This window comes from Paenibacillus sp. MAHUQ-63 (genome assembly GCF_028765165.1).
In the GTDB taxonomy this organism is placed as follows: domain Bacteria; phylum Bacillota; class Bacilli; order Paenibacillales; family NBRC-103111; genus Paenibacillus_E.
Genome location: NZ_JARADB010000002.1, coordinates 1,195,415 through 1,208,916, shown reverse-complemented (window position 1 = coordinate 1,208,916; position 13,502 = coordinate 1,195,415). Strand labels below are relative to the sequence as shown.

Genomic DNA, 13,502 nt, shown 5'->3' with positions numbered 1-13,502 from the left:
AAACCCCCGCAGCTAGAAGCCACAGGGGATACCGCCTTGCTTACTTCTTGTTTGCAGCGTACCATTCATTGGCCGCCTTTGTCATCTCATCTCCGCCGTCCGCCTTCCACTGCGCCAGGAACTTATCATAGTTCTCAAGCGGCTCGGCTCCCGTGATGTATTTCAAGAACGTGTCTTCCATCAGCTTTTGCAGCTTTTGATTGTTTTTACCGATTGCCTCCAGCGGCGGAGCGAAGGAAAGCGGATCAACCACCGTATTGCCTTTGGCGGCCTCCTGATTCTTATTGAACGCGTCCGTCAGTATCGGATCTTTGCGGACACGCGCTTGCCAGTAAATCGGGTAATTTTTCTCATCCACACCGGTCAAGAAGGAAGAAGCGTTGTTGTATTGATCGTTGAAAATCGGCAGAATGGGGAAATAGTTGCCATTCTCCACTTTATGGTGGACACCCTCTTTCCCGATCGTCGCTTCCTTGTGAATATCTTTGTCGAGCTTCAGGTCCAAATATTTGATGATGTCCTCTTTCTTATCGGCCCATTTGGGAATGCCCACATAGTAGCTGATGCCTGCCGTTGCCATGACTTGAACCTTGCCGTCATCCCCTTTTAGGTAGGGCAGGCTGGCGATTTTGGCGTTCGGCGAGTTTTTGAGCAGCGCATTTTGCACGGTCGGCGCATTGAAATAGCCGTTGGAGATGATGGCCGCTTTGCCGCTCGTGAAGTTCTCAATCACTTTATTCGCCTGGTTCAGCGACCATTCCTGGTCGATCAATTTCCCGCTGTACAGCTTTTTCATAAATTCCAAATATTTTTTCATATTCGGATTTTCCACCGCATTGACCAGCTTCCCGTTGACATCCTGCCACCCCGTCGTCGCTGTCGATTGCACCATCGTCAGACCGAAGGTCGGCAGCACCTCCGGAAGCAGCGGGCTTTTGCCGCCGGACATCGCGATGACATTCTTCTTTTCCTTGATCGTCTTCATGACGTTATACAGCTCATCCCGCGTAGTAGGCGGCTTCAGCCCCAACTCATCCATCCAATCCTGGCGGATAATGAGCGCCGAGTTGACGACCGTTCCCGAACCGGTCTGCGGGATGCCGTAAATCTTGCCGTTCAACTTCGCACCGTTCCAAGAGTTCTGGGAGATGACGTTCTTCATATTCGTTCCATATTTGTTGACCAATTCGTCAATCGGCTCCAGCGCGCCGGAGGACGCGAGCTTCGAATATTGCGGACCGGTCAGCAGCATGAAGGAATACTGCTCTTTGTTCGCCATCAACAGGTTCAGCTTGTCATCCGGATTCTCGACAGGCAGCATGTCGTACGTCACCTTGTAGCCCGTCTTCTCATTCAGAAACTTGGCTACGACTTCCGCATTGGGGTCGAAGCGCGCATACTGCAGCAGCGCCTTGAATTCCGGCTTCGGCGCATTGGCGTTAGCGGTGGCAGCCGGAGCCGCCGAGGTAGAAGGAGCTGAGGTACTGGCGGGACTGCTGCTTCCGCAAGCGGCTAAAGATGCCGCAATCGTGGTGATGGATAATACGGCTAAACATTTTTTGAACATGCGTGTGCCTCCCTTTATCGCTTTATCCTTATGAGGTTCAACCTGTCAAGCAAGCTTCGTACAGCGTTCCGTGCGCCTGCCAACCACCACCCTTCGTGAATGTGAAGCGGAATCAGCCCTTGACCGATCCGACCAGTACACCTTTGACGAAATATTTTTGCAAGAACGGATAAACGAGAACGATCGGCAGCGTCGCCAAAATAATGGAAGCCGCCTGAATGGACTGCGGCGAGACGTTGAGCGAAGCATCGACATTCGTCCGAAGGAACGCGTCTGTCGATGAGACGAACAGCTCCTTCAAATATAGCTGCAGCGGCTTCAAATCAGCCGAGTTGATATAGATGAGCGACGTGAAATAATCGTTCCAGAACGTAACGGCATAGAACAGCCCGATAGTGGCTAGTACGGGCAGCGACAGCGGAAGCATAATACGCCATAGAATGGTCATATTGCTGGCACCGTCAATTTTGGCCGATTCCTCCAAGCTGTCCGGCAAGCTTTCGAAATAATTTTTAATAATCAGCATGTTGTACACGTTGATCATGAAGGGCAGGAAGAGCACCGGCAGCTTATCGATTAAGTGAAGGGTGTGCATGAGCAGATAGGTCGGGATTAATCCTCCGCTGAACAGCATCGTGAACAAGTAGACGATGATGAACCATCTGCGGCCTCTCAGCCTGGGCTTGGAGAGCGGATAAGCGGCCAGCGTCGTCATGAATAAGGCAAGCAGAGACCCGATGGCGGTGACGGTGACCGAAACGGTGAAAGCGTTCAAGAACAGACTGTTGCTAGCCACATACTTGTACGTCCCGATTTGGAAGTCGATGGGATACAGCGTGACCATACCCGATACGACCGCCGATTCACCGCTCAAGGACTTGGCGATCAAATTAATGAACGGGAAGATCGTCGAGAGTCCGAGCAGTACGAAGAACACGTAATTGATTATGGCAAAAACCTTCTCGCCCGGAGAAGACCGGATAACGCCCGAGCTTCGTGTCCGTGCGGATTGTACAGCGCGATTCGTTTGCATGCGTACATGACCTCCTTCCTCTCTTCACCAGAGACCGCGACCGAAAAATTTGCGTGCCAGCCCATTTCCAAAAAGAATCAAAATAAAGGCGACAACCGATTCGAAAACGCCGACAGCCGTCGAGAAGCTGTAATCTTGATCGCCTAAACCGACCCTGTACACATAGGTGCCGATCACATCCGCAACGTTATAAACGCTGGGGTTGTACATCACGAGCACTTGCTCCGTACCCGCTTCCAGGACATAGCCCAGACGGAGAATGAACATCAGCAGAATGATCGGCATAAGACCGGGGAGCGTGATATGCACGATTTGCTTCCATTTGTTGGCGCCGTCGATTTTGGCCGATTCATACAGGCCCGGATCAATGCCGGCCAGTGCTGCCAAATAAATAATCGTATTCCAGCCGGTTTCCTTCCACCCGGCGGAAGACACGAGCACGGAACGGAAGATGTCGCTGTCCAGAAAAAAGCGAACCGGTTCGCCGCCCATCGCGACGATCATTTTGTTTACGATTCCCCCATTGGTGGAGAGCAGGTCGATGAACAACCCGCTGACGATTACCCACGATAAGAAGTGGGGCAAATAAATTACGGTTTGCACACTTCGTTTGAAGGCCATATTCTTCAACTCGTTGAGCAGGATGGCCACGATGATGGGCAGCGGGAACAGAAACAAGATTTTATAAACCGAAATGGCCAGCGTATTCTGAAACACTTGCATGAAGCTATCGGATGAGAGCAGCTTCTCAAAATGTTTCCACCCGACCCATGGACTTGATGCCATGCCTTCAAATATGTTGAAATCCTTGAAAGCAATAATAATTCCGTACATAGGCGTGTACTTGAACAGCAGCAGAAAGGCCAGTCCGGGAATCAGGGCCAGATACAAATCCCAATCTTTCCGGATATCCACCCATAATTGCTTGCCATAGCTCTTCTTCGCATTCGGATTCGGATTCGGATGCATGTCGGACCTCCATCTCTCAGGCTGCCTTGCCTTCTTTACTTTCTTCTATAGATTTAGTGTAGCATCCGGTGTTTTTTTGCGAATTAGAGTAATATTACTTGTTTTGGTACTTTCATAACTTCTCGCTGTGAATCCTTGCCGGACAAGCCAAAAACCCCGCCTCATCCAAGGCAGGGTTCTGTTAAAGTTCAGCTGCGCACTTCCCCGGGAGTGACCCCCCAATATTTGCGGAACACTCTCGTGAAGTAGCTCACGTCCCGGTAGCCGACGGCAGCGGCGGCATCATACACCCGGACGCCTTCCTGCAGCGTGGCCTTGGCCCGTTCCATTTTTCTTTCCATGACATAGGTTGAGAAAGCTTTGCCCGTCTCTTGTTTAAACAAACGGCTCAAGTAGGAGGAGTTCACATACAGCCGATCAGCCACGGCGTGCAGCGTCATCTCCTGATCGATTTCATTCTCGACAAGGCTCAGAATCGTTTTGATCATGTCGTGGCTCGTCGATTTTCTGCGCTGGGACGCATAGGCCAGGTAGGCTTTGACCATGCGCTGCAGCCAGAACAGGATTTGATCCTTGGCGATCAGCTCCCGGCGATTATTGAAAAACACATAATCCTCTCCGGCCACCTCCCGCACAGGCCATCCTTGCTTCTGAATCATACGGACGAACAGGCTTTCGAAATACAGAATATGTTCATGGATCTCCTCGAGCGTATCCGCTTGGGCCATCCCGCCTTCCCACAGCGCATGCAGCGTCTCAGCAGCCTTGTCCCCTTCCCCGGTTTCCAGCGCGATCTCCAGCGCCTTCTCCAGATTCGGCTGCAGCTGGAGCTCGGGCTCCCTGCCCTGCTCTTCCCGGTAGGGAATCGCCAGGTCATGCCCCAGTATGATCCGGTTTTGCAATGCCCGCACAGCTTGTACGTACAGCTTGTTCAAATCCTCGCATCCGCCTGTCATTCCGCTGATGCCTGCGCTGGCCGTAAGACGAAGGCAGCTCAGGACAGTGAACAGCAGCTTCTCGGTCATCACATTGACTTTCTGCAGCGCTTCCTTCGGATCGTCCTGACCGGAAAGCTTGAAGACGACGACCGTGTATCCCGCGTAATCGGAGACAACCCAGCAGGGCGTTGTTTGCAGGTATTCCTTCACGATGCTGCCCAGCGAGAATTGAAGCAGGGAGACATCCTTTCTGCTGAATCGGGTTTCCGACTCTGAGAGCGGGTCCATGTCGATTACGGCAACCGCGAATTGCGCATCCTGCCCCACATCCATTTGCAAATATTTGCTCCGCTGCTCAATTTCCCATAGCTCGAACTTCCCCTTCAGCCAGCCCTGCATAAAGTCATTGACCAAATACGGCAGATGCTGCATCCACCGCTGCTTCAGCTCCTCTGCGTTGTGGCGCTGCTCCAGCTCCGTTCGCAGCTTCTCGGCCGCTGCCAGCACCGCCTCCATAATCTCTTCGTCCCCGGCGGGCTTCAGCAAATATTTCATGACTCCTAGCGACATCGCCTCCTGCGCGTAAGCAAAATCGTCATGTCCGCTGAGCACGATCATTTTCAATAATGGATCGGTCCGGCGGAGCTGCCGGGCCAGCGCCAATCCATCCATCTCCGGCATTTGCACATCAAGCAGCACAATGTCCGGCTTCTTCCGGTCGATCAGCCGCAGCGCCTCTACGCCATTCCCGGCTTGACCTACGACTTCAATGCCATGCTGCTCCCAAGGAATATTGTTCGCGAGCGCGTTCCTTAAGCGGACTTCGTCTTCTACGATCAGTAAATTCATAGCTGGAACTCCTTTAAGGTTGTGATGAGCTACGATCCTCTTTCTCTTCAAGGATTTGTTTTTCCTGCATATAGTTCAGAATTGCCGCCATTTGGGCGAAAGCGGCCTTCAGCTGTTCATGCACCGCAGGATGCACCTCCGCTTCCTTCCGTCCGGACAGCCACTCGCTAAGCTCGAATATTCGAGCTGCCCATAAGCCATCGGTCCCCCGATCCAAACCTTCATCAGCTCGACTGGCGGTCAAGAGATCGTTCAGCCGCCCGATGAGGACGGCAGCGGCTTCATCGCTTATGCCGCTTCGCGGGATATAAGACTGCTCCACATCCTTCACGACGGCGGCCAACAAAGCCCGGATCGCCCGGCGCGGATACACGCCAGGCGATATCGCCTTGTCTCTCCAGGGACCTAGCCGTAAGGCGCGATTCGCTTCGCTCGTGGCCTGTCCGAAGGCGAAGATGACCGTCCCCTCGTCCAAATCGCGTGCGGCTAGCACCTGCTCAATCGTCTCCAGCGTTCCCATGCGGGCATACATCGGATAAATCCCCGTATAAACCAAGTTTCCCGTGTTCAATTGAGCTTTATGCGCCACGAATGAAGCCCGGACGTCCTCCGTACTTGCATAATAAGACTGTGGAATCACGACGTCCACGCAAGCGGACCATTGACCGATCTTGTCCGACTCCGCCCCAGGCTCCGGCGTGGCCGAAATGATCGTGTGCGGGCGGACGGATTTCAACGTCCGGTACATGTCGCTCATGAAGCTGTCCTCGATGTCCGCCAGCCATTGCGACCAAACCATGGCCATGTCCGGCTGCTCCCGGGCATCGATATCCTTCGGATCAACGCCATGCTCTTTCTCAAATGCACGCCTGGCATGAGAGCTGAAGCAATAGCTGTCATCCGGGTTGTTGTCCGCCGCATGCGGCAGCCGGATAAAATCGACATTCACGCCTGCGATCTCATACCCCGTGATGATTTCAACCATGATGGCCATCAAGTAAGCGCGAACGTTCGGGTTCGTAATGTCCAGCCAGTAATATCCGGTTTCAGGCTGCGGCTGCGGTCTGTCAGCACCGCATTGGCGCCTCGCGAGCGCCCCCCACTCCGGGTAAACGCGCAGCACAGGGCCTCCGGTCGGATGTATGCCGACCATGAAGCCGTCCAGCCAAGCATGGAGAGCGATGCCTCGTTTCCGCGACTCAACGGCAAAAACATGTAAAGGATCCCACCCCAGGAAGGAAGGATGCTGATTCTCCACCCCGTACCCAGCGGCTGCGGTGCTGGGATAAATCGTATAGCCCCAAAACCATGTCTCCAAGTACAGCTCGTTGAAGCCGGCTTCCAGCATCCTGTCGAGCGTTCGGCAAACATCGGCACCGCTTTGCTCTGTCGGCCGGTACCATACGCCCCGCGCTTCCGCCGCCCGGCTGGGAAGCGCGAGCAAGTAGCTGTCCAGAGCTTCGTTCCTTGCTTGCAGAGCTGCTTCACGGCTGTCACGGCTGTCACGGCTGCTTGCCAGACCGGCCGCATATAATTGTTTCGCCTGGGCGAGCAGCTTGGCAGCCGCATCCGATCGGCTTCTTGCCATATCCAAAGGGGCGCGGACGTAATCTTGCCAATTGCGTTCAATCGTATGCTGCGCAAGGATGAGCTGCTGTTCCGCTTGCCCGATCCATCGTTCGATCTCCCCTACCGCCAACTTACACGCCTCCCATCGCCTGTATTTGAAATCTAACATATCACAACGTCTGGCGGCCCGACAGAGGACTTCCGTGACTTCCTTTGGTACTTTCTTATGCAAAAAAAGCTGCCGCCACAGTCATCAGCGACTATGGAGACAGCTTCTTCCGTATGATTATTTCCTGTAATCCAGCATGGACAAGATGAGCGTAACGGCTTCCGCCCGGGTCGTGGGGTCATTCGGAACAAAAACATTTCCGTCTCTGCCTTGAACGAGCTTGGCTTCACGGGCAGCCGCTATCGAAGCCACCGCCCAATCCGGAATGTCCGAATCATCGCTAAATCCGGGTGCCGACGCGGTATTCAAGCTTAATTCCAGCGACCTTTCGATCATCACTGTAATTTCCGCACGCGTGATTTGCCGTTCCGCACGGAACGTGCCGTCTTCATAGCCGTTCACAACGGATTGCCTAACCGCTGCATTGATGCTCGGTATCGCCCACTCGGGGATGCCGGCGTGATCGGCGAAGCCCGGCTGGGCGCTATCGCCGGTATCCCAGTGCTGCGCTCTGGCCAGCATGGCGGCGAACTCCGCGCGTGTAACATGCCCCTCAGGCTGGAAGGAGCCGTCCTCATAGCCGTCTACAAACCCGAGCTTCGCCGCCCTCTCGATGGCTGCCTTCGCCCAGTGCCCGGCAAGATCGGTGAAGGCGCGCGGAGCGATCTCTGCGGCGGCCAGCGTTCCCGGCTTCAGCTGATTGGAGACGATCCGGCTGTTAACAAGCTTCAGCGCCGTGAGCTCCATGGAAGCCTTCCCTGCGCCGGCCGCTTTGAAGATCAGCGTGCACAGCGTCACTTCGCCGCTCTCGCCCGGTACATTGCCCATCTTGGTACTGGCGAATTGCACAAGGTTTTTCTTCTGAATCGCAGGCACGGAGAAGCCCTCGATGGCGCTCTTCGCCGATACGAATTTTAATTGTGTCTCATCATAGGACAGATTGACTTCATAAGCATACACATCCTGCAAGTTCTTTCCTTTGACCGTAACCGTCACTTCATCGCCGGCTGCCGGCTTGTCATTGGACAGCGTCAACGAGAAGGCGGGCGTCTCAGCCGCAAACGCCGTTAAGGGAAGCAGCGGGATGAGGAGCAGCAGCGTTACAACATAGATCGTTAACAGCTTACGTTTCATATCCCCCATCCTCACTCCAATATTTTTTTGGCAATCGCCACGAGGTCGACAATGTCAATCAAGCCGTTGCCGTCATAGTCCGCCGTTCGGATGGTGCTCCAGTCCGGATGCGATTGATCCATGCCGTAATGTGCGGCTGCGAAAGCGAGGTCGCTGATCGAGTACCGGTTGTCATGGTTCGAATCGCCTGGCAAGCCTTGCGGAACGGTCACTTCCACGTTCACGCTCGATGGGGCTGCTGCGTATTCGTGCCCTTCGGCATCACCCAAGGTGGCGCCGGTAACGGCAATCGAACCGGTCGAGGCGTCCGTAATCGGCTTCGCCCGCAAGTTCAGCTCGATGTACACTTGGTCGCTCGATATGGCATGGGCTATCCCTTCGCTGACGACGATCAAACGGATGTCGCCCGTCGCCTGAGATGAACCGGTGTGCACGATCTTCACGCCGTCCGCCGTCGATCTTGCATCCACGAATTCATACAGGCTTGGGTCATAACGGTACGATAAATCCTGTGCCAGTACGGGCTGCCCGACATGAGCTAAACCGAAACGCAGCGTGAAGCTCTCGCCTGGACCCACATTCGGAGGCCCGGTCAGCATTGTAACGGTGCCTTGACCTGTCTCTTCCCGAACAAGAACCTGCGCTGTCACGGTCTGCCCGCCATACTGCGCCGTCAGCGTCGTGCTGCCGGCTCTCAGGCCCTTCACGACGCCATGGCCGTCGATTGATGCGATGCTCTCATCAGCTACGGTGAACACCGTGTCTGCGGTGACAGTTCTCACCGTTCCGGAAGGACTGTAAGTGGCTGTTACCACCGTTTGATGGCTTTCCCCAGCTTCCAGACTGTATTCGGCTTGATCCAGACCAATCGTGAATGTTTCCGGTTGAACCGATTTCTTGAGCGTAAACTGATCAACCAACCGCCCGCCTACCGTTTTGGTGACGACCGTCATTTCATCGCCCTGAATGTCCACAGCCGCATACATTTGCGTATTCTCCGCATCCGTCACCTTCTGCCAGTCTCTTGCGGTCAGCGAGTAAAACTTGGGTCCGGTGGAGCCTGCGACCATATAAGTCGTTCCTTGACCTTCGGCAACCGCATGGCCGTCTTTCATCGGGAACGTGCGCAAATAGATGTGATCGTGTCCATTAATGCCCAGATCCACTTTGAACTCGTCGAACACCGGCACCCACTGCTCGCGCACGATCGCCGTATCATAGATGCTGCCGTACGGTCCGCGGTGGAAAGCAACGACCTTCCACTTCTTCGTTGTCTTCGCCAAATCTTGGCGCAGCCATTCCTTCTGCTCTTCGTATGCATATTCGCTGTTCAGCACGACGAAGTGCATATCCTTATAGTCAAAAGAGAAATTCGTTCCTTTCAGCGTGCTGACGCCATTGCCGGGCTGGTGAAAATGGGCCAGGAAATCGTTGTTTTCCCGCATCCCCATCACTTCGTGATTCCCGATCAGCGCCACGAGCGTCGAATTCATCAGCTTCTCCTGCGCAGCCCCGAACCACATGTTCCACTCGCTCTCCTTAAAGCCGCTGTCGATCATATCGCCGGCATGCACCATGAATTCCGCATCCGGATGTTCTTCGAAAGCTCGGTTAACGGTGTTCCCCCACAGCTTGTAGCCATTCAAATCCGCCGCTTGCGAATCCGCGAAATACAGAAACTTGGTATGGTCGCCTTGAGCCGCAGCCGTACGGAACGTCCCCTGAGCGCTCACATTCCCGCTGCCGTCGCCGACCCGGTACACATATGAAGTATCGGCCTCCAGACCGCTCGTCACCGCCTTGTGAACACGAACCGTGCCTAGATCGTACGTTGAATACACGTAACTGTCCCCGTTAAACTTCTGTACATGGTCTTGCGAGAAACCGGCGAATTCAGCCGCTTTCACGACTTCCACAACGGACGGCTCAATGCCCGGGTGCGTATGCCATGCGATATATCTCGATGTCGCCGGGTCATCGCCCATCGTTACGCTGATATTGAACGGGGCCGGCGTACCGGCCAGCGGCGATACCTTGAAGTTCATGACGGAGCTGAACATTTGCCCTTTGACCGCTTGCAGCTTGTATTCTTTCACATTCGAAGTCAATACCGGCGTTTCCAGCATCCCTTGTGCATCGGTCATGCCAATTTCCGCCCCGTCGGCAAGCAATTTCGCCCCTTCCACCGCCTGCCCCTGCTCATCTTTCACTGTAAATTCGGTTGTGTAGCCTTGAACGACGCCGAACTCATCCCAGCCCAGTGACAAATGCTGCTTGATCACAGCCGTTACCGGCAATCCGAAGAAAGCGAAAGGCGTCTCGCCCGTATCCGTGAATCTGATCGTACCGGAACGGAAGGCAATCTCATGCGTACCTGCCGCATCCGGCTTCACCCGGAAAGAGATTTGACCGAGCCAATCTTCATCTCCCAGCGCTGCAGCCTGCAATCCCGTCCATGTTAGACGTATGGTGCCTCCGACCCGATCGATGGTCGATTGCCACATGGAGTCGTCCAGCTTTGCACCTTTGATTGCTTGCAGCCCCTCAATTTTCGCGGGATCGAAAGCAAATTCAATCTGACCGTCACGAATGTTCGAGGCCTTGACACCTTTCAGGTCAACCGTATACGTATTGCCCGCATACGTTTCTTGCGGAGCTTCATACACGATTTTGGGCGCGCCTGTCTCGACCGTGAATGTCCATTCCTTCGTCGTCTGGTTGCCGGACAAATCTTTGATCTGCAGCTTCGCTTGATGAACGCCGTCCGCGAGAGGCACTTCCGGCGTATGCCAAATGCGGCCCTCCGGCGGATACAGTGCATGGGATATCAAGGCACCGTCCAGATACAACCTTATTTTGTCCGGATCGATCAGCGTAGTTCCCGGATGCGTTTCGTGATTGTAGCCGTAATCCTCACCGTACGCGCGGATCATAGGAGTATTCGTATGCACGACGGCACCTTCGGCAGGCGATAGGTTCGTGATGACCGGCGGATCCATATCGTCCTTGGTAGGTCCGTACAGCGCGCGGATCTGATCGACATAGATGACTCCGGCATCCTTCTTGGCCGCCTGCGTCTCCATATAGCGGACCGGCATATCGATCGTGAGCGGAAGCGTCCTGCCTTTCGGCACGACGGCCTCCACGTATTTCCATCCCGTCCAATTCACTCCGATATTCTGGTCCGTGAAGTCGATCGGAATGGCCCCGTTCACATCCCTGAGCTGGGCTCTCAGCCAGTGCGTGCGTCCGTCGCCGTACACCCACATGCTGATTTTCTCCGGGTATCCTGGGATTTGGATGCGTGAAGCGACGTCCTTGACAGTCAGATATGCGCCGGATGTCCCCGGTTTGCCCGTAAAATCATACTCCAGCTTCAGCGCTTTGCCGCCGAATCTGACGAATTCCTCATTCGTTTCAATACTTGCAACGCTCTTAACCGCTTGTGCGGAGGAGCTGACAAGATAATTGCCCAGCCCGTTCTCGAAATCTTCAAGAATAACAGGCGGAAGGCCTACGTTAACGTCCATTGATGTCTCCACTCCGTGATAGCTTGCGTAAATTTTTCCGTTTTTTTCCGTTTCATTCGTTGCGGTGAAAGTGCCGCTTGCGTCGATTGTACCGATCGGTCCTTCTACGCGCCAGCTCAATTGGCTGTTATCCGCCCGCACAACTTGACCGTCCCGCAATGCAATAACGGAGAGAACCGCAGATTTGCCCGAAGCGAACGTTTGCACTGCATCGGGAAATTTCAATTGTGTCAGCTCATCAACCACCTCGACAGTCGCTTTCCCGGCTTCCAGACCGGAACCGCTTACGGTCAATTCGGATATCCCCGGCGCGGTTCCGGCCGTAAATTTGCCTGTGCCGTCGATCGTACCGCTCATCGGATCCATTCGCCAGCTGCGCTCACCCGCATAAGCAGCCGGATGTCCGGCATTATCCACCGCGTAGGACTGGAAGTTGACGCTCGAACCGGCCAGCACGCGCTCGAAATTCGGCTGTACAACCAGCTTGGACGCCGCCCCCTCGGGAGCCTTGTTGACGAGCAGCAGCCCGTTCGCGGTTTTTCTTTCCCCGCCGTCCGAAGGCCGGTTCATGACTTGGCGCGCCGTCTGTCCCGGAAGCTTCACCACGACGGTCGAGGAGCCGCCGCCATCGAGGTTGAGCGCCTGCACGACGCCGAGGCTCTTCATCAATTGTCCCAGCTCCTGAAGCTGTACGCCTTCGCTGAACCCCGGCGCACGGCCGTCGACCTCGAACATCACGATCGTACCGTCCGCCTTGACTCCGATGGCGGAACGCGGATGTACGGCGGTATCGCTGTTCGGCTGAACGATGCCGTCCTTGACCAGCAGCTCCGAGCCGCCGATGACCAGTTGCGCATTGCGCCAAGCGGCTTCCAATTCGAAGCTGGCGCTCAGCTCGTCGCCGACTTGAAGACCGGCCAGAATAGCTCTGGAATTGCCTGCCGCCGATAAAACGACTTGGCCGGCCGTCAGTGCAGAATTCCCGCGGTCCTTACGAATTTCGGCGACTTGGAGCTTCATCGTCTGGCCGCTCTTCACATCGCCTTCGACGATGTCGAGCACAACCTCGTCGCCAAGTTCATTCGTCATGGTCGAAGTGTAATAATCTTCCGTATACAGCACCAGCGCATCCGTGCTGCGCAAGCGGTTAATATGCGTAATGCTCGACGTCTTCCCCTTGATGGTCACGGTTCTCGTCAATTTGGGACTCGGGCCGAATAGCGTCGTCCCGTCATGGTTTAAAGCGAAGGCAAACCAGTCGCTGGGCGGACTCGTCAAGATGCGGCCGTCCCCCATGAACATGCCTAGCGGAATACCGTTCGCCAGATCGTAGAAATCTCCGTTAATTCCCGCAATAACGCGATTACCGGTTCGATCGGCGTCGCTAGCCATTTGGGACAACCCCTGCATCCCGTATACTTTGCCGTTCGTTGTGCCCGGCTGCAAATCCAAATCCCCGCTCTGCGGATTGAATTCAATCGTATGTATTTTCTCCAACCCGCGGTCCAGCTTCATATCGTACCAATTGTATACGGCGCCTGGGGCTATGTCCATCTGCCGCGAATCGATCACTTGGCTCACCGCAGCAGGCACAGCCCCCGAAGCGGCTCCAGATGGAAGGAGCATGGAGAGTACCGAGACGCCGCACAGCCAGACGGAAAGTTTCCTGCGAAGCTTTATCATCCTTGAAGCCTCCTGTTTACGAGTCCGCCCCTCCCCCACAGGGAAAGAGGCGGCATGTGTC

Annotated in this window: 7 protein-coding genes; all 7 read right to left on the bottom strand. The window is 54.9% G+C overall.

What is annotated here, in order from left to right; genetic code table 11:
- Positions 1-40 precede the first annotated feature (40 nt).
- Positions 41-1,567, bottom strand: coding sequence for an extracellular solute-binding protein (locus PUT07_RS13780; protein ID WP_274468678.1), 1,527 nt, complete (start codon positions 1,565-1,567; stop codon positions 41-43).
- A 112-nt stretch (positions 1,568-1,679) separates the two neighbouring features.
- Positions 1,680-2,600 (bottom strand): carbohydrate ABC transporter permease, encoded by a 921-nt coding sequence (locus tag PUT07_RS13775; RefSeq protein ID WP_274468677.1) that lies wholly within the window; start codon positions 2,598-2,600, stop codon positions 1,680-1,682.
- 24 nt (positions 2,601-2,624) lie between these two features.
- A complete protein-coding gene (locus PUT07_RS13770) occupies positions 2,625-3,569 on the bottom strand; it encodes an ABC transporter permease (protein ID WP_274468676.1) in 945 nt (314 codons plus the stop codon).
- 188 nt (positions 3,570-3,757) lie between these two features.
- On the bottom strand, positions 3,758-5,356 hold the full coding sequence (locus PUT07_RS13765) for a response regulator (protein WP_274468674.1): 1,599 nt from the start codon (positions 5,354-5,356) through the stop codon (positions 3,758-3,760).
- Between the two features lie 13 nt (positions 5,357-5,369).
- On the bottom strand, positions 5,370-7,055 hold the full coding sequence (locus tag PUT07_RS13760; RefSeq protein ID WP_274468673.1) for a glycoside hydrolase family 10 protein: 1,686 nt from the start codon (positions 7,053-7,055) through the stop codon (positions 5,370-5,372).
- A gap of 156 nt (positions 7,056-7,211) precedes the next feature.
- Positions 7,212-8,228 (bottom strand): S-layer homology domain-containing protein, encoded by a 1,017-nt coding sequence (locus tag PUT07_RS13755; RefSeq protein ID WP_274468672.1) that lies wholly within the window; start codon positions 8,226-8,228, stop codon positions 7,212-7,214.
- Positions 8,229-8,239: 11 nt separating this feature from the next.
- Complete coding sequence (locus PUT07_RS13750) at positions 8,240-13,441, bottom strand: phosphodiester glycosidase family protein (RefSeq protein WP_274468671.1); 5,202 nt, start codon at positions 13,439-13,441, stop codon at positions 8,240-8,242.
- Positions 13,442-13,502: the final 61 nt, after the last annotated feature.

Coding starts and splice junctions, on each gene's coding strand:
- PUT07_RS13780 (WP_274468678.1), bottom strand. CDS start 1,567: ATGTTCAAAAAATGTTTAGCCGTATTATCCATCACCACGATTGCGGCA.
- PUT07_RS13775 (WP_274468677.1), bottom strand. CDS start 2,600: ATGCAAACGAATCGCGCTGTACAATCCGCACGGACACGAAGCTCGGGC.
- PUT07_RS13770 (WP_274468676.1), bottom strand. CDS start 3,569: ATGCATCCGAATCCGAATCCGAATGCGAAGAAGAGCTATGGCAAGCAA.
- PUT07_RS13765 (WP_274468674.1), bottom strand. CDS start 5,356: ATGAATTTACTGATCGTAGAAGACGAAGTCCGCTTAAGGAACGCGCTC.
- PUT07_RS13755 (WP_274468672.1), bottom strand. CDS start 8,228: ATGAAACGTAAGCTGTTAACGATCTATGTTGTAACGCTGCTGCTCCTC.
- PUT07_RS13750 (WP_274468671.1), bottom strand. CDS start 13,441: ATGATAAAGCTTCGCAGGAAACTTTCCGTCTGGCTGTGCGGCGTCTCG.